Below are 23,150 nucleotides of genomic sequence, written 5' to 3' on the forward strand. Positions count from 1 at the left end.
TAGTCCTTACCTACGCTAGGCAGGCATGACTGCCGAGGGCTCCTTCTCGCCCTCGGCAACTTGCTCCACCCAAGATAACCAACTTGTGCCTCACGGATGGGCACACCCTGCCAAACCATTACCTATATAACGGGCTTGAAAGCACGGTGGCTTTCTGCGGCCTGAATAAAGAGAACAACAATGAACAAGTCGATACTTTCTGCAGTGATCCTGACGGCACTTACATCAGGTTCAGCTTTTGCTGCACACACTTTTACCAATGACGCGGGCGATAGCCTTACTTTAGACGGTCGTTTCGACGTTCGTTACCAAGACAAAGGTGGCGATCATAATGGCGAATGGAACAGTGGTAGTTCTCGTTTCGGCCTTAAAGGTCAAATGGGACTAGACAACGATTGGACTGGCTTTGGCCATGCCGAATGGGGTTATAACTCGGGCGCTAACGGCGATAACATTTACGACCGACTTCTATACGCAGGCGTAGAACACGAGAAATACGGCAAGATCGCAGCAGGTACTAAGCAGTGGTCTACCTTCTACGATGTGGCTTGGTTTACCGATATGGGTCGTGTGTTTGGTTCACGTGGTTCTGGTTACTACAACCTATCTGACTGGGGTATTTCATCAGGCACAGGCCGTGCTGAAAACTCGATAACTTACCGCAACAACATTAACGACAACTGGAAATACGGCTTCACTTACCAAACAACTCGTGAAGATGTCGCTGTATCAACAAGATTCAACCAAACGAATTCAGATACTGTTACGCTGAAAAACGGTATCGGAGCTTCAACGCTGTACACCGTTATGGATGGCCTAACGATTGGTTTAGCGTACCATCAGAATGAGTTTGATGATGTGGATAACACAGTTCAAAACATCAAAGATGGCGACACACAACGCATAGGTTTATTAGGTGTGAACTACACTAATGATGGACTATTTGTTGGTTTCACCTACAGCCAAGGTTCAAACTGGGAGACCACCAGCCAATCTGAATTCTACGACCACCGTGGTGCTGAATTCTTCACCTACTACCACTTTGAAAATGGTCTACGTCCAACCTTTAACGTTAACTACTTAACGGACACAGACGACAACGCGAATGGCTACGAACGTCAGCTTATTATCCCTGGCCTTGAGTACCACTTTAAGAAGAACAAGTTCTTAGTATGGACGGAGTACCAATTCGACAACGGTAAAGATTCATACAATGGTGTGAAATACGAAAACAACGATGATCAGTTTGCTGCCGGTATTCGTTACTACTTCTAACGATGTAGCGGTATGTGGTTCATTTTTGAGTAAATTTGTAATCTAAAGCTCTGCGTCTAAGCAGAGCTTTTTAGTCACTATTTATTTAAAGCTACATTTTTGTAACGACATTTGTAGCGACACAGTTAATGGGTTGTACCCAACATAGAATTCAAAATAACCATTATTCCTTATTTTTCATATCATTCCTTGGCATTACTTTATGAGTACGTACCTAATCATGTTACTCTGTGCGCAGTCAATTTGGTTCAAAAGTATGGTCTATGAACTCTCCGAAACACTCCACGGCGTCAAAGCCAACCGTCACCTCTAAAGATGTCGCTAAGCTTGCTGGCGTTTCTCAATCAACAGTATCTCGCGTATTTGTACCGGGCAGTTCAGTGTCTGAAAAGACCAAGCAGAAAGTGTTCGATGCAGCAAAATCGTTGAATTATCGTCCCAATGCCTTTGCCCGCAGTCTGACGACAAATGAATCCAAATTGATTGGCCTAGTTTTTCCTGATGCCGACTACCCTATTCACATGAAAACACTGCAGCTTATCTCTACTGAGCTACAAAAACAGGGGTACTCTGCGGTATTGATTCCTTGGCAAGTTGATGGAAACGATAACCACTCTATCCCTAATATCTTCCAATACCGAGTTGATGGCGTGATTGCCGCTTCTGCGACCTTTAATAAGTCGCTTTATGAAGAGTGTGAAGAGTTCGACATCCCTATCGTTCAGTTCGCGCGTGTTGTTGAAGGGACTAAGAGTAGCCATGTGGTGAGCGACAACTACGCTGCAGGCCAATTTGCTGCTCAGCACTTTCATAAACTTGGTATCAAGTCAGCCACTTACCTCACAGGTAACGTCCCGACATTTACCAATGGCGAGCGCCAAGTGGGTTTCTGCACAGAATTTGAAGACTTAACTGGCAAACAGGCTCGCGTGATTGAAGCTGACTACGATTACCTTGATTCACTCGAGATCATCAGAGCCATGTTCAAAGAAGCTTCTCATCCTGAAGCCATATTTTGTGCGACGGACAATCTCGCTATGGCAGTGATGGACGTGGCTCGTTTAGAGTTCGCGCTCCGTATCCCAGAAGACCTACAAGTGATTGGGTTTGATGACATCCCACAAACTCAGTGGCTGAACTACCAATTGACCACTTTCAAGCAGGATTTCCGACGCCTTGCACGTGAGTCCGTGAAGATTGTCGTTAGCCAGATTCAAGAACAAGACACCAGCTTAGTGAAATTAATGGTGCCGGTTCAATTTGTAGAACGTAACACTACATTGAAAGTAAAATAGCGTTTTCTTCAGCCTTTGTTTGCATGATTAAAACACGCTTTTAAACAACCAAAATACAAAAAATCCCGTTGGCGACGATTAGAGTCTCCAACGGGATTTTGTATTTCTACTCAGCCTTTGCTGTCCCAACTACTTGAGACAAGTGCGTATTAATTACCCACACCACCTGTTTTCTCAGCTGGTAAATCTGGTGTCACTGGGGGCCACTCTTGGAAGGTTGCTAGATGTTGTTGTACAGCAGCTTGAGCAGGACCAAATGCCCACATTTTCTGCCCCATCCATTTCAAGTACATGCCCGACTCTTCTGCAGCTCGCTCGTATGGGTCACGACGTAAGTTAAAGAGTAACGGTGCGTTTAGCTCCTCTTTCGGACCACTCCATCCATGGTTTTGGACCACAAAGTGCGCCTTCCAATCGCCAATACGAACCGCTTGTAGCTTGTCTCGTTCGTAGTAGTAGATCTCTTTACGATTTGACTCGCCTTTCTCTGTCAGCATGTCCACTTGGTTGTAACCATCAAGGTGCGCTTTAAAGCCATCGTGACCTTTCAGCATTTTTTCTTTAAGATCCGCTGGACCACCAGCCGCAGCGACCAGAGTGGGTAACCAGTCCATACCATCAAAGATGCCATTGCCTACAGTACCTGCAGGTATTTTACCCGGCCAGCTAACCAGTGCAGGAGCGCGAACACCACCTTCCCAAGTTGTGCCTTTTTCGCCATGGAATGGTGTCATACCACCATCTGGCCACGTCATGATCTCAGGACCATTATCCGCAGTGAAAATGATGATGGTGTTATCGGCAATACCAAGTTCTTCCATTTTCGCCATCATTTCACCAACATGGTCATCAAGATCTTTCATGACCACTTCTTGAAGTCCCCAACCGTTTTGGCCAAGCATAGCTTCGTATTCAGGTGACAGGTGCGTCCAAACGTGACCACGTGATGGACAGTACCAAGTAAAGAATGGCTTATCCGCTTCAACCGCCCTTTCGATGAAGTTGATCGCGTGTTTATTAACTTCATCGTCGAGTGTACGCATACGCTCAATCGACAATGCACCATCATCTTCGATCGTTTGACCGCCTTTGCCATCTGATCTTGCGTAAATAACATTACGAGGTGCAAACGCATCCAAAGATCCATCTTTTGGCCAATCTGGATCTTCTGTGTATTCCATTGCATTCAAGTGATACAACCAACCCCAATACTCATCAAAACCGTGCATCGTCGGTAAGAATTCATCTCTATCACCAAGGTGGTTTTTACCAAACTGCCCCGTGACATAACCCATGGTTTTAAGAACCTCAGGAAGCGTTGGCGTGTCAGCACTTAAACCAACTGGGCCACCCGGTAACCCAACTGAGTGCATGCCTGTTCGAACAGGAAGTTGACCCGTTAAGAATGCGGAACGCCCCGCCGTACAAGAGGGTTGTGCGTAATAATCAGTCAGTAGCATGCCCTTTTCAGCAATACTATCGATGTTCGGTGTTTCGCTGCTCATCACACCATTGTGATAAGCACTCAGGTTTGAGATCCCAATATCATCCGTGAAGATAACAAAAATATTCGGTTGCTCTTGGGCTGACCATGCTGATAGCGAAAAGCTACTCAACACACTCAGAGTAACAAGGTGAAAAATCCTTTTCATAGAATGTCCTTATACTGTTTCAGATTGTTCTTTATGAATCATTTTTATTCCTACCAAACCAAAGCCAAGCTCCAATAGTAGATAGACGACAAGTAGCCAGTGAGGCATGCCATCTATCACCAAGCTAATGACTCGGCCGACAGCCAAACCCAACATGAAGACCACCAAACTGTAAAGTGCTGGCAATCGATATTTCTTTAATAACGCCCCTACTATCCAAAACAAAGCCAATGCTAAGTACAACCCCATCACTGCACGAAAGATATGTGTGACATTAATAGGGCTAGCATCGATTCCGAAAAGGTAATCCAGAGAAATAGCTGGTGCATACCCGTAAGACAATGCAATAGGCGTTAATCCCAAAACCGCGACGAACAAAAAAATACTCTGTAACTTCATATCCTCACTCTTTAAATTTGGCTCTTTTTAAAAAACATAGTCTACAATCAGCAATATACAAGTTGCATATATGAAAAATGGATAATGAATACATACATTTATAGTATGTGTTCTTCAAACCGGATAAGGATATCAATATGGCTAAATGGCATTACCTACTCGCATCAGCATTGGCTGCCAGTTCAACCGTAAATGCTCAGGAAGCAAGCACACAAGCGGATACAAAAAAGTGGCAACATAGCTTCGAAATTTACGCGCTCGCACTCAACATCCGCGGAGACAGCACCATTAGTGATTTGTCTACTGATGTCGATGTTGATCCTGCATTCATCATGGATCATCTTGATATGACCGCAATGGTGCGTTTAGAGGGTATCTATGACAATCAGTGGGGCTATTACATTGACTACAGCTTCATGAAGTTAAGCGGAAAAACAAACTCAGTGTTAGGTAGCAACCTAGAGGTATTGAGGGGCAATCTTGATATCCGACAAGGTGTTTTAGATGTGAAGGGGTTTAAGCGCTACCAATACGATTTTGGCACGATTGATTATCTGTTTGGACTTCGTTGGTGGGATAACGACATTGATGCCAAGCTTTACGGTTCAGGTGGCAATCTAAGTGTAGACCGATCACTCGATGAAGATTGGGTTGATTACCAAATAGGTGTGAGATGGATAACGCAGCTCAATAAGGATTGGAAGTTTCACGCAACTATTGACGCAGGGCTTGGCAGTGACACCAACTTTACCTCGTCTCTGTTAACTGGCGTGCGATACCAGATAAACAGTTGGTCTGACTTAAATGTTGCCTACAAATCGACTTGGGTTGATTACGAAAACAAAGGCACCTTTGAATACGATACCGCATCGCAAGGGTTCCTGGTTGGTTGGGCTGCTCACTTTTAATTAGAGAGTCAGGATATTAGAAATTTAGGTAAGCCAGATTCATGGCTTACCTTTCAAACGAAGTCTACCTTTCACGAAAAGCTGCTGGTGACTTACCTATGGATTCACAGGGTGTGGCACAATACATTCTTTCTTCATGATAGTTAAGCCAGCTTCGAGAGTTTCTGTCCAAGCTTGTTCAACGCTTTCATCATAGTGAGGATCGTATTTTTTAACCGTATTGAGTAACGAATTGAACCACTCGTTGAGCTCAATCTCGGAAATATCCAGTCCTAAGTCTTTATGCCTTTTACCCAATTTCTTTACTGAGTTACGCACGCTCGGCAGACCAGCAGAATTATAGATAAGAATGATCGAGGCTTTAAGCATCTTGGTTTGCTGCTCTAACCCTATCTTTTCAAAACGTTCTGAAAACCTTGGATTATGCTCGCAAAAATCCGCCAGAAAGCTCTCCAAAAATTCTTGGTCAATCCGGCAGCGCTCAAAGCTTTCATAAAACAGTTCGTTCGGTTTCATCTAGCAAGTCCTTTGCAATAGTCAGCAGTTTTTTAAAATAACAGGTTAGTTCAGAGTAGCTATAAACTAACTCCGAGCTATCAACACACTCTAATTATACGCCACTGTTGCATATTTTGAACGAGGACATAAGGCGAACTGTGGCATAACGTAAACTATGACATAAAGCGAACTATGGCATAAAGTGAGTTGCACAGATCTTGTTTCCATCAGGATCTCGCAAATAAGCCATGTACAAGCGACGCTCGTCAGAACCTCTCGCTCCGGGGCCATTTTCAATGCTGGTACCACCATTTTCGACGCCAATCCGATGCCACTCATCTACAACTTCAGGAGAAGACGCAAGAAAACCCACCGTCATGCCGTTGCCGTGAGTCGCAGGCTGACCATCAATCGGCTTTGTTAAACCCAACACACCCGTTTGACTAACGTAAACACAGCGCCCTTTGGGATCAACAGAGCCTTCGCTATAACCAAGCACCTTCATGATTGGGTCATAAAAAGCCTTCGCGCGTTCAATATCTTCGGTACCGAGAAAAACATGGCTGAACATAACTAACCTCTTCTTTTATTGAAAGAACCACCTAAACTAGACCTATAATTCGTGTTTGTCTAGGCACGCTATTCGGTCACAACTGTTGCTTAACCCATTGAGCAAACACCTGAAACTTAGTTCGTTGCTCCATGCCTTTCGGACACACTAAATCATACCCTTTGCCCGACTCAATGCTCATAAGAGGCGCGACTAATAAGCCTTGTTCAATCTGCGGTGTCATGAACTCTAACCGCCCTAGTGCCAGCCCCATCGATAATATCGCCGCATCCATCGCCAAGCGGTTATCGCTGTAATAGTCACACTGAAGTGCGCAGTTTGTATCACTTTGAGCTTCATACAACCAACGCTGCCACGCAGTAATATCGCCACTGTGAATGAAACGAACATCGTCTAAGTGTTGAATGCCTTGGTCTAGTTTGAAGCGTTTCGCGTATTCAGGGCTACACACAGGAGTTCTTACTCCACTGAATAATCGCTCACTGTAATAGTTTGGGTAATGGCCTTCGCTATAGAAAATTGCCACGTCATAAGGTTCAAACTGGAAGTCTGCCTGGCTCTGTTTGGTTTGCAGTTTGATGCTTAGATTCGGATACAAGCGTCTGAATTCCGGCAAACGCGGCATTAACCACGAGGAAGCGAAATAAGGCGATGTCGCGATATATAACTCCCCGCTTAGCTCACCCGTTTGAATATCCATGAGTTCGGAAAAGATAGACTCAAACGAGACGTTCAACATGGATAATACACGCTGACCTTCTGGCGTCAGTTCGAGCTTTCTTGTCTTGCGCACAAACAGGTTGAACTTCAATTGTTGTTCGAGTTTTTTAATGCGATGGCTGACCCCTCCCTGCGTTAAGAAGAGCTCATCGGCGGCAAGCGTAAAGCTTAAATGTTTAGCCGCAACACTAAAGGTGTGCAGCAGTGACAGCGTTTGCTGGCGATTTTCGAACAGCCCCATGCATTAACCTCACTAATTCATAAGTCGTCGTAACTGGTTTGTCGGTGTATGTAACCATCATATAAATTAAACCAAGTAATCTACAACATTAAATGGTGAACAGCATGCAACAGAATCAAAAACTCAAAGTAACTGTGATTGGTGGTGGCTCAAGTTACACCCCTGAGCTCGTTGAAGGACTGCTCAAGCGCCATCACGAATTACCTATCTCTGATCTGTGGTTGGTCGATATCGAACAAGGCATGGAAAAAGCAGAGATAATCGCGGCGCTCACCAAGCGAATGATTAACAAAGCAGGCTATGAGATTAATGTTCACCTCACCACGGATCGAAAATCAGCGCTGAAAGACGCGGATTTTGTTTGCTCACAATTTCGCGCCGGAAGAATGGAAGCCAGATTACGTGACGAGAGGATTGCTCTGAAGTATCGCATGATCGGCCAAGAGACCAATGGCTTGGGTGGCTTCTCTAATGCTTGCCGAACCATTCCGATTGCACTCGAGATAGCGAAAGAGATGGAAATATTGTGTCCAAATGCGTGGTTACTCAACTTCACCAACCCATCAGGCATGGTAACGGAAGCACTGATTAAGCACTCAACCATTAAAACCGTTGGTCTATGTAACGTTCCCGTCAACATGGAGCTAGGCGCGGCGAAAATGCTCGGCGCAGAACGTAAAGATGTCACGATGCAGATCGCTGGCTTAAACCATCTAGTGTGGGCTCGTAAGGTGCTTCATAAAGGTGAAGACAAGTTGGGAGAACTCATCGAACAACTCCTTGGTGGTAACGATCAAATGATGCCAAAGAACATCCCTCCTTTTGAGTGGGACGCTGAATTGATTCGTTCTCTGAACATCGTTCCTTGTGCTTACCTACGTTACTACTACCAATCCAGAGATATCTTAGACAAAGAGTTTGCTGCGTCTGAAAACAGCACCAATCGCGCAGACTTAGTTGCCAAGGTTGAACAACAGTTGTTAGAGATCTACAAAGATCCCATGCTCGATACCAAGCCTAAATTGTTAGAAGAACGTGGTGGCGCTTATTACTCTGAAGCGGCCTGTGAGCTGATGAGCAGTATTCACAATAACAAACGTTCTATCATGCACGTCAACACTCGCAACAATGGTGCGATTCAAGGATTACCCGATGACTGTGCGGTAGAAGTAAGTTCGGTAATCACCAGCAGTGCAATCCTGCCACTGAACGTTGAACCTTTTGATAGCGACACGCTGCGCTTGATTCAGCAGATGAAAGAGTTCGAAACCTTGACCGTTAAAGCGGCGATGACGGGTGACATCGCAACAGCAAAACGTGCTCTGATCTTAAACCCTATCGTCGATAGTGGTTCGCACATCGACGAGGCTTTGCAAGAAACCATTCGCGAGAACTTAGACTTCATGCCTGCGTTTGCTCATCGACTCACTTAATGTGGCATTTTGTTAGCAGCTAATAAGCTCGGTGATAACAACTAATAAGCTCGGTGATAACAAGCTAATGAGCTCAGTGACAGCAGAGTTCATTCAAGATATTGAATCCAAATTTTTTAATAAGAGGTCATGATGAAATTGATACTCAACGCCGATGATTTCGGCCTCACTGAAAGCGTGAACCATGGCATCGTCGACTGCTTTAAGGCGGGGTTGGTTAAGTCGACCACCATCATGATGAATCAACCGGGTACACAGCACGCGATTGAGCTCTATCATCAAGGTTTAGTCCCTGAAGTTGGCTTGCACTTTACGGTCACCGCAGGCAAACCACTGACTTCACAAGAGTTAGTTCCGAGCTTAGTCGACGAACACGGCCACTTCTTTAGCAACGTCACCCTGTTCGATAAATCAGACGTGAATGAAGATGAGGTGATGCTCGAACTCAACGCGCAATATCAAGCCGCTGTCGATGCCGGTTTAAAGATTAACCATATCGACAGCCATCACTTTGGTGGTGTATTTAAATCTCTAAAAGCAGCGTTTACCCGCACAGTGAATCGCATTGGTCTTCCAGTTAGACGAATCGATAACATCCTAAGTGGCCAAGATGCACTGAGAGTGCCAACGCCAGACGCTTTCGATATGCGTTTCTTTGACGAAGGCGTATCGCTTAATGGCCTGCAAGATTTATTGCTGAGCTACCAAGCTATGATGCCTGACGGTGTGCTTGAGTTAATGTGCCACCCTTCATCAGTGGCAAGTGAACAGCTTAAGTCCCTATCAAGCTATAGTGATAAACGCGTCGAAGAGCATCAACTTCTCACTAGCCCAGAGCTAAAACAGTGGTTAGCTGAGCATCAGATTGAGTGCATTGGATTCGAAGATCTCAAATAGGGAACCTTAAGTCAGGGCTACTCAACGATCCGTTGTGCGCCCTGCCCTTGATCATGCAGAATATCTTCAGGGTTCAACAAGTGGCATTTCTGCATACTCAAACACCCGCAACCGATACAGCCGGTTAAGTTCTCTTGTAGCGATTTAATCTGCGCCATTTTACTGTCGAGTTGCCCCTGCCACTTCTTAGCAACGCGCTCCCAATCTCGCTTAGTCGCGGTATGGTTCATCGGCAGTGTCGATAACTCTTCGGTTATCTCTTCCAGCGTGAAGCCTATCGACTGCGCGACTTGTATCAATGCTATTCGTCTCAACATCGCCGACTGATACCGGCGCTGATTTCCGTTAGTGCGAATCGAAGCAATCAACCCCTTGGTTTCGTAAAAACGTAAGGCCGAAGGAGCCACGCCACTGCGCTCTGCCAACTGGCCTATGCTGAGGTATACGATGTTTCTCATTGTTACACTATCCTTGAGATCATAAATATTTAAAGCTTACTTTAACTTTAGAATAGCGACCTATTGTTACCTTAACCAGTTAATGTCCTTAAACTTTGACAACGGGCGCAATGAAAAGAAACCACGCAAATGGCTGCTTTGTTTTATTGTGGTGTTCTCGCTCTCTAAATCTGACTCATGATCGATTTCAAGTTCTCGACCATCTCGGCATTGATGATCTCACCCGTTTCTACATTAAAGTTGTCGTAGAAACTTGGCACCGACATCGACCCCTTCACATCAGCATCAAAGTAAGGTGCAGAATGTACCGCAGACGACAACACAGAGCTTGCGCCACCTGGGCCTGGTGATGTGGAGAGCATAACAACAGGTTTGCCTTGATACACTTTCATGTCGATTCGTGATGTCCAATCAAACACATTCTTAAAGGCTGCGGTGTATGAACCGTTGTACTCTGCAAAAGAGATGACCACAGCATCTGCTTCGCCAATCTTGCTAAAAAAGCGCTGCGCATGTTGATGGACACCGGACTCTTTTTCTCTGTCTTCACTGTAAATGGGCATCTCGAAATCATTAAGATCGAGCACCTCTACTTGCGCGCCCTCAACTAAGCTTGCGGTGTACGCTGCCAATTGTTGGTTAATCGATGCTTTACTGTTGGTCGCGCCAATCGCTAATACTTTCATTGTTGATCCTTGTTCATTTTTCTCACCTTTTTGCACTCATGACTTCAATTACGGAGCTCAAAGTTCATAACTGAAGATTCGTAACGTCTGTTTGATAACATCAAAACCTGCACTAGGCGACAAGGTGATAGATTGTGTTTTTAGATTGGGGACGATGATAGAACTTCAAGTTAACTTGAGGTAAAGCGATATTTTCAAAAAATAGGAAATAATTTAAAAACACTTATAAAGCAGTTAATTACGAAAGGTTAAACATAGGTTGGCATTACACAGACAAAAATAAGCACACCCAAAATACAGTGAGTGTGCTTGATCGAAATACTATTTACTTAAGTTGATTTAATGGACTGACACCAGAGTAAGCGACTCCGGATAGCTCGGCCATTTCGCGATTCCATGTTGCCAAATCGTGAGGATTAAATTGATTCAAATGATCATGACCACACGCTCTCGCCATCACTTGCATCAATTCAGTCGAAGCTTCGAAGAAGTTCTTCAATTGATTCGAGGCCTTTTCGACATTTAAGCGTTGGCGTAAATCGGCTTTTTGAGTCGCGATGCCCGCCGGGCAATTATTGGTGTTGCACATTCGGGCAGCAACACAACCTATCGACTGCATGGCACTGTTCGAGATAGCGACACCATCTGCACCAAGCGCCATCGCTTTTACGAAGTCCATCGGAACACGAAGCCCACCAGTAATGATTAAGGTGACTCTGTCACTGACGCCTTGCTTGTCTAGATAAGCTCTGGCACGAGCAAGCGCAGGAATAGTGGGCACGCTAATATGGTCACGGAACATTTCTGGCGCCGCCCCAGTACCACCGCCTCGACCATCCAAGATGATGTAATCGGCACTGGCATCAAGTGCGAACTGAATATCCTCTTCAATATGATTGGCACTCAACTTGAAGCCAATTGGGATCCCGCCCGTCACTTCTCGAACTCGGTCGGCGAAATTTTTGAAATCCTCGACGGTTTTTAGATCAACAAAGGTGGGTGGAGAAATCGCGGCGGTACCCGCTTCAATGCCACGCACCTCTGCTATCTTACCGATATTCTTCGCCCCCGGTAGGTGCCCTCCTGTTCCGGTTTTAGCACCCTGCCCACCTTTAAAATGGAAGGCTTGGACATTTTTGAGCTTAGATTCATCGTAGCCAAATTGTGCGCTGGCTAATTCATAAAAGTAACGTGAGTTTGCCGCTTGCTCTTCGGGCAACATGCCGCCCTCACCCGAGCAGATCCCCGTTCCCGCAAGCTCCGCGCCTGTCGCTAAAGAAATTTTCGCTTCTTCAGATAACGAACCAAAACTCATATCAGACACAAATAAAGAGATGTTCAATTTAAGCGGCTTTTTCGCTTTTGGCCCAATAATAAGCTCAGTACCGACGGGCACATGTTCCAATAACGGTTTGGTCGCCATTTGTGCAACCATCACTTGAATATCATCCCAGTGAGGCAGTAGATATCTTGGAACACCCATTGAGGTCATCGGCCCATGGTGACCCACTTTGGATAAGCCATCTCGTGCTAATTGATGAATGAACTCAACCGTGGGCTCCTCTTTGGTTGCAGAAGCCGCAGGTGAGAGATCGGGCGTTGCCGCTTGGATATGAACATCAGGGCCTTCTTGGCCCACTTGCTCAGCCGTAAACTGTTTATGGGTGCCATCACAGAAAGGGAGATTGTTCGAATACTTACAGCGGCACAGGTAAGCGTCGCCGGTTTCCTCGGCCACGAAACTCTTCGGTTTGAAGCCCGTTCCTGCATGAGAACCATCACAAAACGGTTGGTTTTTCGATTTCCCACAGGTACAGAAGTAATACTCCTCCCCTTCTGTTAGCTCCACTTTGACTGGCTTGGTATCCGCTATCACTGGATTCTTCATAGTTCGCTCACCTTTTCTTTCTTATGATTTGATGACTGAAGCGATGACTTGCTCACAAGAGTAAAGTAAAGGTGAGATACGCGGCTAATTCAATAATTAGCCAGAGAAAACAAGCTTAATAGACAGCCTAAAAACAGAAATCTTGCTGATTCAACACAAACAAAAATGGCCACCAAATCGGCAGCCATTGTGTTTTAAATCTAAGTCTCAGCTAAATGTGAATGGTTAATCGAATAACTCGATGACCAGCTTGTTGTCTTTAATCACAAGATTAGGTTCCGATGACTTAATCAATGACTCTTGAACCTTATTGCTGTCCAATTTGTAAACTGGCGACTGAGACAACGCAAAACCAATCATAGAAACGGCAGGCTTAAGTAGTTTGGCGACCTCAGGCGAAAGCTGTTTGTCTTTTTCTTCAAAGCGCTCTAAACGCAGTGATTTCAAATAAATCTCACCACTCTCTTTGTCGTATTCAGGAATCGCACTGAACTCGATATCAAGATCCAACCTCATGTTCGGCACGTTAAACACCTGAACTTGTGCATTGGTATTAGCCAGAACAGAAACGCGCTCGGCATCAGCTCGGCCAATTTGCACCGCTAAGTCATCGACAGCGACTTGCGCATACATAACGTTTTGTACACCCACTTCTTGCTCTAACATCACCGAATCTTGAAGGTAGTTCGTCATTTCTTGTTCAGTCACGCTATAGCTCACACAACCACCTAGCACCAGCGCAGACGCTGCCAAAATGAACTTTTTTGCTACGTTAATTATCATCAATATCAGCTCTTTATCGTTAGTGATTAGCGCGGAGTTTACTGTGTGATCATCAATAAACAAAACAGTAAAAACACGATATTCGTGAATACCTTTAATTAATAAGCATAAATATCAGTAAGTAAAGCACCAGATTGGCTTTCCCGCTTGAGATAATGACACTTGTCAGCCAAACGCCATCAGATTTGTGTGCTCGAATTAATTGAATTTTGCTTCTAAGCTTATGGGATATTTAGGGGGCTTACTGAAGGTTTCATCATGGATATCGAAACATGAAGAGTGAGCACAATGCCATCAAAAAGAGTATCACCTGAGCCAATAACTCGTTCTGTGATTTTGTTATGCAACACCGCATGCCTGCACCATAGTCAGTGGGTTGGAGAACTGCGTCTCCATAACTGGGAAGCTCAAGTTGCAGAAACAACCGAACAGGCCATTCACTTACTCGATACACGCAGCGAAAGCTACGCACCAATTGTGGTTTCTTGTCTAACATCATCCTCAATCGACAAACAATGTGAGCAAATATCAGCGTTAAAGGTTCACTCTCCAAATTTAAAAGCAATCGCTATCTGCAACCAACCACCAAGCCGCAACTTATCGCTCATTAAGCAAACCTTTTGGGATTATTACCACCTCCCTATTGATACAGAATGGCTTTGTCGAAATTTAGGGCATGCGTATGGCATGGTAGACATCAAGCAAACTAGACCTAAGCCTGTCTCGTGCCATGAATGTCAATTGGTGGGGCAATCCAGAACCATCCAGCAACTTAAAAAGAAGATAGCCAAGATCGCTAACAACGATTTTCCAGTGCTGATTCAAGGGGAAACCGGAACAGGAAAAAGCCTATGTGCGCGTTTAATACATGAGGCCTCAGCCCGCAGTCAAAAACCTTTCATCGCTGTAAATTGTGGCGCAATTCCACAATCCCTGATTCACTCAGAGTTATTTGGCTTTGAAAAAGGCTCGTTCACGGGTGCAAACAAACGCTACGTCGGACACGTGGAAAGAGCGAATGGTGGCACACTATTTTTGGATGAGATCGGCGACCTTGAACTTTCGCTGCAAACTTACCTGCTCCACTTTCTTGAAAATAGTTCGATAGAACGACTCGGTAGTAATAACCAATTGCCAGTAGATTGCCGTGTAATTTTCGCCACCAACGTCAATATCGAACAAGCCGTTGCTGCGGGTAAATTTCGAAAGGATCTCTTTCATCGCATCAATGTACTTCCATTAGACCTAGTACCACTCAATGATCACAAAGAAGACATTGAAGATTTGGTTCGATTTGAACTGAAGCACAATTACGCATCCAAAACCAAACTGCCTAGTGACACCCTTGAGCAAATGAAACAGTACCATTGGCCGGGCAATGTTAGAGAGTTATTCAACTGCATAAAAAGGGCGATTGTTCTTTCTAATTCAAGCGCCCTCTCTACTCGTCATATGGGAATTCAATTAAAAGACGCGTCGCCCGATACTGAGAGTGACGCACGACTTTCTTCAAAAAATGTTCGTCGAGTGATTCAGCAACACCACTACAATATTTCCCAATCTGCTAAAGCATTGTCTATTTCCCGAACAACCTTATACAAGCTGATTAAAAAACATCAGATAGTAATTTAAGTCGCCTAGCTAGCTAACTAAATAACTAAATAACTAAATAACTAAATAACTAAATAACTAAATAACTAATAAAGCAGCCTAACGAACTAGGCTGCTTTGGAGTTTAGTTGTACTCAATTAATGAAAGTACTTATGGCTCAGGAACAGTAAACGGACAAACATCACAGGTTGCAATGTTCGATGTTTCCATAAATGCTTGTTGCAAGAACAGCGAGTCAAACGTTGCTGTCACTTGATTAGATAGCATTCCTGCAGTTCCGGTTGGTAACACATTTGGCGCATAAGTTTTACTTACTTGTGTACACACTTGGCCAATCGCATCACCAAAGTTCGGTATCCACTCTCCTTCACCCGTTTTACAAGCAAACAACTCAGGGTCGGCACTTAATGCACTACACATATTGCCAGCACCACATGTGGTCACATCCTCAAGATCATCACAAGGTAAAGCAAAGTCGAGGTAATAACTGCTGTTGACTACTTCAGTAGGTAAATCAGAACGGCTCAAAGAGTCATCCTTAGAATCCACCAGCGATTCAATGGCTAATGGGATATCACCGGTATTACATATTTCAACATCATAGGTTTTCTTAAGCACAACTTGACCGCCATCAACCTCTAAGAAGCTATTACACACCTTAGAAATTTCAACCATCGGGCTCAAGTCTATTGGTGGACAATTGTAGGCCACTGGCGCTTGAGCATTCACGATAAGCCCATCAAGATCCACCGCACCATCTATCACGCCGACGGCACCGTTATTTACAGACAGATAATTCCCCATGATTGCGAATGACTCACCGACACTCCACACTTCATCGCCGTTACCAACCACTGGAAGTGCACCTAAGATTGGTGACTCAGATAAAAAGGCCACTTCGTAGTCACCATTGGTGCCTAACGAACCAGGGCCAGTGTTGGTGACCGTCACGGTGTAATCTATGTTGAACATACCATCAACCGTAAAGCTGGTTGTGTTACAAGTCGCCGCTATATTGATGCTGCATAAACTGAATGAACCGACAACGAAGTCAGCCAAAGATGCATCAATCGAACGAGAAGCTCGTGACTCCACTAAGAAGCTACTGAAACAAGGAATATCCTCAATACCAAACTCATCATTCAACAGAGCTGACAAGTTTAATCGACCTTCCACAAAGCTTTCTGTCGGAATAGAGGTTGTTTCACCCGTTTTCGCGAGATACTCCCAACCTTGTACATTGGGTAGATCAATTGCCCCGATAGAATCATCATTTGAAATCGCACAGATCTTCTCGACACCGACAGCACCACTGCCACATCTTGCACCAACGAAGTCATTCGATTTAGGGTCACCGTCCGTTTGGAAAATTCTCGTCATGTTGTCGGTGACATCAACATTATTTAAATCCCACTGCAACACTTCTATATACGGATTACCGCCACTCGCTTGTGGGAATGAAATCAGCACAAGGATGTCTCCATTGACATGTTGCCCAACAAAGTCGCCCTTAGTTTTCCCATCCGGCAACCCTACTTGGTCTTGTAAGAACCAGAAGCCAATGTACATATCACCATTGTTCGCATATCGGTCTGCACCAAAGTAAATCAGCAAGTCACCTTCGCTTTCAAAGGCAGCGGCATACGCATTGGTAAAGTCATCTTTTGGTTGTGGTGACGCGGTACGGAACGCCCAATCTGTAATGTCGGAATCATCTTTTGATCCACCCTTCCAAAAGATTTGGTCGATACCGTTACGGTCTTTTTCGAAAAATTCTGCAATCCCAACCATGCTGTTAGGATCATTTACGTCATCCCAATCAATACCACTATTATCACTGGTCGCGTTACCATCGAGTTCCATCACATCAACAGTAGCCCACACCAACTGGGGGCTACTAAACAACAAAAGCACACTAAGTAAATAATTTATAACCTTCATGTTCTCTCTCCATTTATCCATACTTATGCTTTTAGGGTTTTCTGCCATGCCCAAATTGGAGAAAATCCATTAGCAATTCGTAGGTTCGATAGAGCATATTCCAAGCCAAGTTCAACTTGTTGAATTGATTGATGTTTATATATTGAAGGCAAACCTTTATTGGACGCTTTGTTATCCTTTGTCCATAAACCAGAGATTTGACCAAACAATCAAGGACTTGAAAAGATGAACAAAGTGTTTACGTCAGACATTTTTTTAGCTTTGATACGAGGAGAGTGATCTTTAAAAGGTACAATCACGTAGCCATTGCTAGATTATTGAATAACAAGCGATTGAATTGACGGGTGCCGACTTAACGGGTAACTGAAGGTTCACTCGTGAAATGATAGGCGAACAGACGATGACACAACTTACGATATTTTACGATGGGACATGTCCATTGTGCGCAAAGGAGATGGCGGCACTTGCAAAGCATGATGTCGAGAATAAGATTCAAACCATCGATATCTACAGTGAAGCCTTTTCAGACTACCCTCAGATTGATGCCAACGCAGCCAACACCGTTTTGCATGCACTGGATGAGAATGGAAAACTGCTGCTAGGTTTAGACGTGACCTACCAAGCATGGCGCTTAGTAGGAAAAGGTTGGCTTTACGCCCCTTTACGTTGGGCGATATTCAAGCCAGTGGCCGACTGGTGTTATCTTCGGTTTGCCAAGAACCGATACAAAGTCTCTTTCTGGCTAACTGGAAAGTCACGCTGCGATGGTAACAGCTGCACAAAATAGTACTTGGTTAAGACATACCACTTGCGACTTTGTAATACACCACACCAAACAGCGCAGCAAAAACTAAAACGGTAACCGCAACTTTTAACCAAATAAACTTCATGTTCTGTCCTTTAAATTTTGTTTACTGTTTCGCGAGACAAGTTACCACAACAAAACATTCGGTTGGGTAATGATTTATAGAACTTTGTAGTGAGTCTTGATAACTAAGTGAGAACCTTTATGTCGGCAAAAGAAAGAAATCTACCTACCCATCGTATTTCAAGATTCAGTAAGTTCGCGTCTCTCGCCACTCGAGTAGCCGGAAGTGTCATCACTGAAGGTACGAGACAGCTCGCGCAGGGAAACAGACCCAAAGCAAAAGACTTGGTATTAACGCCACAAAACATTGCTCGGCTCACCGATCAACTCGCACACCTGCGCGGTGCAGCAATGAAACTGGGGCAGATGCTATCAATGGATGCAGGCGATGTCTTAGAACCTGAATTAGCCGATATTCTTTCTCGCCTGCGCTCAGACGCAGATCCTCTGCCAACAAAGCAGCTCAACCAAGTGTTAGAAAGCTCACTCGGCATCAACTGGAAAGCAGAATTTCTTTCCTTCAACTTTAAACCTATTGCCAGCGCATCTATAGGCCAGGTTCACCAAGCCTATAGCGATGCGGGAGACAAACTTGCCATAAAAGTCCAATACCCAGGCATTCGAAAAAGCATCGACAGTGATGTAGACAACGTAGGTACATTGCTGAACATCGTTGGTTTGATTCCCAAGTCTGTCGATTACAAAGGCTTATTAGAAGAGGCAAAAAAACAACTCCACGACGAAGCGGATTATGCTCGCGAGGCTGACTATGCGACTCGTTATCACAATGTATTAAAAGAACACGCTCACTTCGTTGTACCTAAAATTCACCCCCAAATGTCTTCAGAATCAGTGCTCGCAATGGACTTCATTGAAGGCGTCTCGATAGAGCAAATAGAAGGTTACGATCAAAGCACCCGTGATTTTGTGATGCACAGCTTGCTCGAGCTTCTGTTCAGGGAATTGTTCGATTTTAAGATGGTGCAGACCGACCCCAACTTCGCCAACTACCTTTACGTTGAAAACACGCGACAGATTGGGCTTTTAGACTTTGGAGCAACCCGAGAATACAGCGGCCGCTTCAGTGATGGCTATCGTTTGGCTTTTACCTCTGTGATTACTCACGATGAACAAGGACTCAACAAGGCGTTAGAGCAGATTGGATTTTTTAGCGAGACCATCCTCCCAGACCAGCGCCAAGCGATTCTCAACTTAGTGAAAATGGCCTGTGAACCCATGCTTGTCGATGAAGATTACGACTTCAAAGCCAGTGGTTTAGCCCAAAGGCTTCGTGAAGCGGGAACCATACTCAGCATGGAGCAAGAGTATTGGCACACGCCACCAGCAGACGCTCTATTCCTCCACCGAAAGATTGGAGGCATGTACCTGCTGGCATCTCGCCTTGGAGCCAAGGTGAATATCAGGCGCTTGGTGGCGCCCTATTTGCTAAGCGACAGCTGATACTTAACTGATAGCTGATACTGAAGCAATTCTAGTCTTTAAAGTGATCATTTTAAGTCGTTGAACAGTAATAACAGTTACGCCAACTAAAATAAGTCAGACTTATGAAACATTCACTGCTGTGCTCCACCGCCCTGATCGCGAGCCTAACAAGTTCATTCGCATTTTCAGCTAACTGCCCTGAGATACTCAACGGTAAACAAAGGTTGTTAAATTCAAACGAAGAGATTGAGCTGTGTGAAGAGTTTCAAGGTAAAACTTTATTGATCGTGAACACGGCAAGTCAGTGCGGTTTCACCCCACAGTTCGAGCAACTTGAGCAGCTTCACCAAACGTATAAAGACGAAGGACTCACGGTTGTTGGTTTCCCAAGCAATGATTTTCGCCAAGACAGAGGAAGCGAGGAGCAATCCGCTAAAATCTGCTACCTAGATTATGGCGTCACCTTTCCGATGATGGCGCGCGCTTCACTCTCTGGGCCAAACGCAAATCCAGTCTTTGCCGAAATCCAACAACAAGCTGGTATCAAACCGAAATGGAATTTCTACAAGTTCTTGGTCAGCAAAGAAGGCAAAGTGATAGCAACCTTCCCGAGTTCTACATCGCCAACCAGTAGTACCCTCAAAAATGCTATTGAGCAACAGTTATGAGGTCGGGTTACATGGAAACAACTCAAACACGCAACACCATGGCCAAGCTTGGTTATATGGGTTTAATACCGTTTTTGTTCGGTCTACTGTTATCACTCACCGACAGTCAATTCTTCAGCTTGAGCGGCGAAACACTCTTCATCACTTACAGCGTGGTTATCTTGAGCTTTTTGTCGGGCATTTTGTGGGGCAATGCGATAGAGAACTTCGAAAGCCAATCCAGCAATAAGGCTCTGATTCTAAGCAATGTTATTGTGTTGGCAGCGTGGCTAGCGGTGCTACTCGGTGAACAGAAAGAGTTCCTCACCACTCTGATTCTGATCTTAGGCTACATTGCGGCTTGGCGAGCGGAAAGGTCAGTGAGAGAAGAGAACCAAAGTGAAGGCCCCGACGGCTATTTTGATATGCGAACACGATTAACCTCTAGCGTGGTGTTGATGCACGGTATCGTAATGCTGCCCTAAGCGCGTGATGCCTGCATCTAAATAGACACAATGAAACGGGAACTAGACGATGAGCTGCATGACCAAACGAGGCTCATAGTCACCGAAATAATTACTCTCTTCTTTGATGGTCACGAAGCCCATCGACAAATACAGCTCACAAGCCGAGCTGTTATTTGGATCAACAGTAAGCAACAGCTTGGAATCTTGTGGCAAGGTTTCTATTGCCTGCTGCATCAATGAACGGCCAATCCCCATGCCTCGGTAAGCAGTATCAACAGCCAGTGACAAAACCCAATACTCTTGTCGTTTGTCGGTTGGCGTCATTAACACATAGCCCATAACCTGCGAATCCTGTTTCGCCACCAGCAAGCCCTTCCCCCAGCAATCAAATGCCTGACGAAAGAAAAACAGCGGATAGGCGTGATCGCCAAACAAAACATGTTCAAGCTGGTAGATATCAGCCAGTTCTTGTTTTTCCGCACAGACAATATTCATAGATAGACCTTTATAGATTAACTACAACCGCCCTTCAGCTACAGCTGACCTTCAACTGAAGCCAGCCAAGTTGGCAATTGATCTCTAAACCAATTGATGTACTTGGAAGCTTGTGGGTTGTTACGACCGACTAATATATTCGTGACTTCTATTACGATCCAGCTTTTAGCGATGATCAATTGCTTTATTAATTCTTCACGCGGAATCAAGGTGTTATGGCAAAGATACTGTTCAACAATCAGCTCATAATCTTTCAGAGTACCCATTTGAGAAACGAGTGGCGCCAAGTCTATCGCGGGGCTACCAAAGCCAAACCTCTCCCAATCAAATAACACGAGCTGACCGTTATCTCTTCTTCCCCAATTTCCTTCATTGGAGTCACCCGAAATTAATGTGTCATGATTAAAAAGAACATCACTCTGCGATTGAATGTACTTAAGACTGTCTTGCGTAACTTGAGGCAACTGTAGGGAAGATAAAGCCGATGTGGTGTCATCTAAACTCCATTGATGGCGCTTAACTTCGAATGTTGGTCGATATTGAGAACGATGAATACTCGCGAGCTGCTGAAATACGTCACTTGTCGTTTGTAGCTCAGTAAGACAAACCGAATTAGGAATGTATTCGAGAAAAAGCTCACAACCATCGACCGCAAGAAGTTGAGGCGTATTCACTCCATCAAGATGCTGCGCTGCGTGTTGGTAAAAAGCGACTTCAACCTCGCCAGCCCCTTGTTTATGAATACAAGGAAAGCCATTACGCTGAGTTAATGAAACCTGCGCAGCGCCCATTTGTGAAAGGTCTTGATTACTCATAGCATCCTTCTATCTATGTAAACAGCAAAATCAAATCTATTGACGGCTCACTAACAAATTCGCACCAGACAAGGCAAGAAACACAGAACATGCTTTATTGAAGCGCTTGGCCATTTGAGGTTTTGAAAACCAATTTCGTAGATATAAACCAAAGGCGGCATAGATAGAAATCGCGAGCATTTCTAATACTAAGAATGTGCTTCCCAACACAAAGAATTGAGTATTTACGTTCGCTGAAACATCGACAAATTGAGGGAGGAATGCAGTAAAAATGAGTATCGCTTTTGGATTGCCCGCCGCGAGCGCGAACTCTTGTTTAACCAGACCAAACCAATTCTTATTTCGTTCGATATCCGCGACCGGGCTGGCTTGTGAGCGCCATAGGTTGAACGCGATCCACAACAGATACATCGCGCCAAATAGCTTAATAAGGAAAAACAAAGTTTCAGAGGTATAAAGCACGACAGCCAAGCCGGATGCAGCCAAAGCAATCATGCCAGAAAAAGCGAGGATTCGTCCTAGGCCTGCGACAAAGGCGGCCTGAAACCCATAACAACGGGCGTTGTTCATTGATAACAAATTGTTTGGGCCCGGTGTCATGTTGAGCGCAAAACAAGCGGGGATGAACAGCAGTAACTTCCAGATTTCCATTGGTGCTTCCTAATTGCCAGATGCCGCGGTGATTGAATCGTTGAACGAGACTTTACCTTTTATAACAGCATTTAATATCTTTGGTAGCAACATTTGAAAGCAGTAACCATTCTCTGACGCACCGTGCTAATTAGTTCTCAAAAAATTTCTCATATTCTGGCGTAGACAAATTTTCCGCGACGCCAATTTCACCGACAATATAGATAGCACTCGCAAGGGTTTCGATGGTTTGATTAAGCTCTCTATCGGGCACTTCACCAACAACAGGAACCGACGGGCGTGCAGACGTTGATTTGCAGACCACGCTTTCACAAACGATATTGTGTTGTTCCTGCTGAGAAACTTCAGGCGGCTTGAAATCTGGTGAATTGAAGTCGGGAGCAGTAATACCCTCGCTTGAAAAATTAGAGGAGCTGTATGAGACAGCTGAAAACAGAGAAAGGAGCAGCATCCACTTATTCATATATCTTTCCATCGTTAGCATTCGTTATATTTATAAATACTATC

The 23,150-nt window shown here is 44.7% G+C and carries 24 protein-coding genes; 10 read left to right on the forward strand and 14 right to left on the reverse strand.

What is annotated here, in order from left to right:
* Positions 1-180 precede the first annotated feature (180 nt).
* The gene (locus AACT19_RS23385) at positions 181-1,275 is read left to right on the forward strand and encodes a porin (protein ID WP_076648998.1); all 1,095 of its coding nucleotides are present in this window, start codon (positions 181-183) and stop codon (positions 1,273-1,275) included.
* 263 nt (positions 1,276-1,538) lie between these two features.
* Positions 1,539-2,570: a LacI family DNA-binding transcriptional regulator gene (locus AACT19_RS23390; protein ID WP_004736374.1), complete on the forward strand. Its 1,032-nt coding sequence runs from the start codon at positions 1,539-1,541 to the stop codon at positions 2,568-2,570.
* 149 nt (positions 2,571-2,719) lie between these two features.
* Here AACT19_RS23390 and AACT19_RS23395 read toward each other — a convergent pair whose 3' ends face one another.
* On the reverse strand, positions 2,720-4,222 hold the full coding sequence (locus AACT19_RS23395) for an arylsulfatase (RefSeq protein WP_065681155.1): 1,503 nt from the start codon (positions 4,220-4,222) through the stop codon (positions 2,720-2,722).
* Positions 4,223-4,231: 9 nt separating this feature from the next.
* Complete coding sequence (locus AACT19_RS23400) at positions 4,232-4,621, reverse strand: DUF4345 domain-containing protein (protein WP_076649000.1); 390 nt, start codon at positions 4,619-4,621, stop codon at positions 4,232-4,234.
* A gap of 137 nt (positions 4,622-4,758) precedes the next feature.
* Between AACT19_RS23400 and AACT19_RS23405 the strand changes: the two genes are divergently transcribed.
* Complete coding sequence (locus tag AACT19_RS23405) at positions 4,759-5,529, forward strand: DUF481 domain-containing protein (RefSeq protein ID WP_076649002.1); 771 nt, start codon at positions 4,759-4,761, stop codon at positions 5,527-5,529.
* 96 nt (positions 5,530-5,625) lie between these two features.
* Here the strand turns inward: AACT19_RS23405 and AACT19_RS23410 are convergent, their stop codons facing one another.
* From AACT19_RS23410 to AACT19_RS23420, 3 genes are all read right to left on the reverse strand, one after another.
* On the reverse strand, positions 5,626-6,045 hold the full coding sequence (locus tag AACT19_RS23410) for a globin (protein ID WP_029406066.1): 420 nt from the start codon (positions 6,043-6,045) through the stop codon (positions 5,626-5,628).
* 172 nt (positions 6,046-6,217) lie between these two features.
* Entirely contained in the window at positions 6,218-6,598 is a 381-nt protein-coding gene (locus AACT19_RS23415; RefSeq protein ID WP_004736381.1) for a VOC family protein, read from the reverse strand.
* 76 nt (positions 6,599-6,674) lie between these two features.
* Positions 6,675-7,559 carry a LysR substrate-binding domain-containing protein gene (locus tag AACT19_RS23420; protein ID WP_076649004.1) on the reverse strand — a complete coding sequence of 295 codons (885 nt, stop codon included), beginning with the start codon at positions 7,557-7,559 and terminating at the stop codon, positions 6,675-6,677.
* Between the two features lie 104 nt (positions 7,560-7,663).
* On the opposite strand from AACT19_RS23420, the gene AACT19_RS23425 reads away from it, so the two are divergent.
* On the forward strand, positions 7,664-8,992 hold the full coding sequence (locus tag AACT19_RS23425) for a 6-phospho-beta-glucosidase (RefSeq protein WP_076649006.1): 1,329 nt from the start codon (positions 7,664-7,666) through the stop codon (positions 8,990-8,992).
* A 132-nt stretch (positions 8,993-9,124) separates the two neighbouring features.
* Entirely contained in the window at positions 9,125-9,889 is a 765-nt protein-coding gene (locus tag AACT19_RS23430) for a carbohydrate deacetylase (protein WP_076649008.1), read from the forward strand.
* Between the two features lie 17 nt (positions 9,890-9,906).
* Here the strand turns inward: AACT19_RS23430 and soxR are convergent, their stop codons facing one another.
* The 4 genes from soxR to AACT19_RS23450 all read right to left on the reverse strand — a co-directional run bounded on the left by soxR (position 9,907) and on the right by AACT19_RS23450 (position 13,704).
* Positions 9,907-10,347, reverse strand: a complete 441-nt coding sequence (gene soxR, locus AACT19_RS23435; protein ID WP_017087167.1) for a redox-sensitive transcriptional activator SoxR — start codon at positions 10,345-10,347, stop codon at positions 9,907-9,909.
* A gap of 164 nt (positions 10,348-10,511) precedes the next feature.
* Entirely contained in the window at positions 10,512-11,033 is a 522-nt protein-coding gene (locus AACT19_RS23440) for an NADPH-dependent FMN reductase (RefSeq protein WP_076649010.1), read from the reverse strand.
* Between the two features lie 325 nt (positions 11,034-11,358).
* Complete coding sequence (locus tag AACT19_RS23445) at positions 11,359-12,921, reverse strand: glutamate synthase-related protein (protein WP_076649012.1); 1,563 nt, start codon at positions 12,919-12,921, stop codon at positions 11,359-11,361.
* Between the two features lie 225 nt (positions 12,922-13,146).
* Positions 13,147-13,704 carry a DUF1439 domain-containing protein gene (locus AACT19_RS23450; RefSeq protein ID WP_054546797.1) on the reverse strand — a complete coding sequence of 186 codons (558 nt, stop codon included), beginning with the start codon at positions 13,702-13,704 and terminating at the stop codon, positions 13,147-13,149.
* A gap of 288 nt (positions 13,705-13,992) precedes the next feature.
* Between AACT19_RS23450 and AACT19_RS23455 the strand changes: the two genes are divergently transcribed.
* Positions 13,993-15,336, forward strand: a complete 1,344-nt coding sequence (locus AACT19_RS23455) for a sigma-54 interaction domain-containing protein (RefSeq protein ID WP_076649014.1) — start codon at positions 13,993-13,995, stop codon at positions 15,334-15,336.
* Positions 15,337-15,466: 130 nt separating this feature from the next.
* Here the strand turns inward: AACT19_RS23455 and AACT19_RS23460 are convergent, their stop codons facing one another.
* Entirely contained in the window at positions 15,467-17,257 is a 1,791-nt protein-coding gene (locus AACT19_RS23460; RefSeq protein ID WP_076649016.1) for a hypothetical protein, read from the reverse strand.
* 400 nt (positions 17,258-17,657) lie between these two features.
* Between AACT19_RS23460 and AACT19_RS23465 the strand changes: the two genes are divergently transcribed.
* From AACT19_RS23465 to AACT19_RS23480, 4 genes are all read left to right on the forward strand, one after another.
* Positions 17,658-18,044 (forward strand): thiol-disulfide oxidoreductase DCC family protein, encoded by a 387-nt coding sequence (locus AACT19_RS23465; protein WP_076649018.1) that lies wholly within the window; start codon positions 17,658-17,660, stop codon positions 18,042-18,044.
* Between the two features lie 222 nt (positions 18,045-18,266).
* Entirely contained in the window at positions 18,267-19,586 is a 1,320-nt protein-coding gene (locus tag AACT19_RS23470; RefSeq protein ID WP_076649020.1) for an ABC1 kinase family protein, read from the forward strand.
* 104 nt (positions 19,587-19,690) lie between these two features.
* On the forward strand, positions 19,691-20,236 hold the full coding sequence (locus AACT19_RS23475) for a glutathione peroxidase (RefSeq protein ID WP_076649022.1): 546 nt from the start codon (positions 19,691-19,693) through the stop codon (positions 20,234-20,236).
* Positions 20,233-20,700, forward strand: coding sequence for a DUF3429 domain-containing protein (locus AACT19_RS23480; protein WP_076649023.1), 468 nt, complete (start codon positions 20,233-20,235; stop codon positions 20,698-20,700). The genes AACT19_RS23475 and AACT19_RS23480 overlap by 4 nt, the downstream gene beginning before the upstream one ends.
* Before the next feature lie 42 nt (positions 20,701-20,742).
* Here AACT19_RS23480 and AACT19_RS23485 read toward each other — a convergent pair whose 3' ends face one another.
* From AACT19_RS23485 to AACT19_RS23500, 4 genes are all read right to left on the reverse strand, one after another.
* A complete protein-coding gene (locus tag AACT19_RS23485; protein WP_076649025.1) occupies positions 20,743-21,177 on the reverse strand; it encodes a GNAT family N-acetyltransferase in 435 nt (144 codons plus the stop codon).
* A 38-nt stretch (positions 21,178-21,215) separates the two neighbouring features.
* Entirely contained in the window at positions 21,216-21,992 is a 777-nt protein-coding gene (locus AACT19_RS23490; protein ID WP_065607228.1) for a phosphotransferase family protein, read from the reverse strand.
* Positions 21,993-22,028: 36 nt separating this feature from the next.
* Entirely contained in the window at positions 22,029-22,643 is a 615-nt protein-coding gene (locus tag AACT19_RS23495; protein WP_017089636.1) for a LysE family translocator, read from the reverse strand.
* A gap of 130 nt (positions 22,644-22,773) precedes the next feature.
* Complete coding sequence (locus AACT19_RS23500; protein WP_083717904.1) at positions 22,774-23,127, reverse strand: hypothetical protein; 354 nt, start codon at positions 23,125-23,127, stop codon at positions 22,774-22,776.
* Between the last annotated feature and the right edge of the window lie 23 nt (positions 23,128-23,150).

Origin of the sequence: Vibrio sp. 10N.222.47.A9 (assembly GCF_963872585.1) — a bacterium.
In the GTDB taxonomy this organism is placed as follows: Bacteria; Pseudomonadota; Gammaproteobacteria; order Enterobacterales; family Vibrionaceae; genus Vibrio; species Vibrio splendidus.

Coding starts and splice junctions, on each gene's coding strand:
- AACT19_RS23385 (WP_076648998.1), top strand. CDS start 181: ATGAACAAGTCGATACTTTCTGCAGTGATCCTGACGGCACTTACATCA.
- AACT19_RS23390 (WP_004736374.1), top strand. CDS start 1,539: ATGAACTCTCCGAAACACTCCACGGCGTCAAAGCCAACCGTCACCTCT.
- AACT19_RS23395 (WP_065681155.1), bottom strand. CDS start 4,222: ATGAAAAGGATTTTTCACCTTGTTACTCTGAGTGTGTTGAGTAGCTTT.
- AACT19_RS23400 (WP_076649000.1), bottom strand. CDS start 4,621: ATGAAGTTACAGAGTATTTTTTTGTTCGTCGCGGTTTTGGGATTAACG.
- AACT19_RS23405 (WP_076649002.1), top strand. CDS start 4,759: ATGGCTAAATGGCATTACCTACTCGCATCAGCATTGGCTGCCAGTTCA.
- AACT19_RS23410 (WP_029406066.1), bottom strand. CDS start 6,045: ATGAAACCGAACGAACTGTTTTATGAAAGCTTTGAGCGCTGCCGGATT.
- AACT19_RS23415 (WP_004736381.1), bottom strand. CDS start 6,598: ATGTTCAGCCATGTTTTTCTCGGTACCGAAGATATTGAACGCGCGAAG.
- AACT19_RS23420 (WP_076649004.1), bottom strand. CDS start 7,559: ATGGGGCTGTTCGAAAATCGCCAGCAAACGCTGTCACTGCTGCACACC.
- AACT19_RS23425 (WP_076649006.1), top strand. CDS start 7,664: ATGCAACAGAATCAAAAACTCAAAGTAACTGTGATTGGTGGTGGCTCA.
- AACT19_RS23430 (WP_076649008.1), top strand. CDS start 9,125: ATGAAATTGATACTCAACGCCGATGATTTCGGCCTCACTGAAAGCGTG.
- soxR (WP_017087167.1), bottom strand. CDS start 10,347: ATGAGAAACATCGTATACCTCAGCATAGGCCAGTTGGCAGAGCGCAGT.
- AACT19_RS23440 (WP_076649010.1), bottom strand. CDS start 11,033: ATGAAAGTATTAGCGATTGGCGCGACCAACAGTAAAGCATCGATTAAC.
- AACT19_RS23445 (WP_076649012.1), bottom strand. CDS start 12,921: ATGAAGAATCCAGTGATAGCGGATACCAAGCCAGTCAAAGTGGAGCTA.
- AACT19_RS23450 (WP_054546797.1), bottom strand. CDS start 13,704: ATGATAATTAACGTAGCAAAAAAGTTCATTTTGGCAGCGTCTGCGCTG.
- AACT19_RS23455 (WP_076649014.1), top strand. CDS start 13,993: ATGCCATCAAAAAGAGTATCACCTGAGCCAATAACTCGTTCTGTGATT.
- AACT19_RS23460 (WP_076649016.1), bottom strand. CDS start 17,257: ATGAAGGTTATAAATTATTTACTTAGTGTGCTTTTGTTGTTTAGTAGC.
- AACT19_RS23465 (WP_076649018.1), top strand. CDS start 17,658: ATGACACAACTTACGATATTTTACGATGGGACATGTCCATTGTGCGCA.
- AACT19_RS23470 (WP_076649020.1), top strand. CDS start 18,267: ATGTCGGCAAAAGAAAGAAATCTACCTACCCATCGTATTTCAAGATTC.
- AACT19_RS23475 (WP_076649022.1), top strand. CDS start 19,691: ATGAAACATTCACTGCTGTGCTCCACCGCCCTGATCGCGAGCCTAACA.
- AACT19_RS23480 (WP_076649023.1), top strand. CDS start 20,233: ATGAGGTCGGGTTACATGGAAACAACTCAAACACGCAACACCATGGCC.
- AACT19_RS23485 (WP_076649025.1), bottom strand. CDS start 21,177: ATGAATATTGTCTGTGCGGAAAAACAAGAACTGGCTGATATCTACCAG.
- AACT19_RS23490 (WP_065607228.1), bottom strand. CDS start 21,992: ATGAGTAATCAAGACCTTTCACAAATGGGCGCTGCGCAGGTTTCATTA.
- AACT19_RS23495 (WP_017089636.1), bottom strand. CDS start 22,643: ATGGAAATCTGGAAGTTACTGCTGTTCATCCCCGCTTGTTTTGCGCTC.
- AACT19_RS23500 (WP_083717904.1), bottom strand. CDS start 23,127: ATGCTAACGATGGAAAGATATATGAATAAGTGGATGCTGCTCCTTTCT.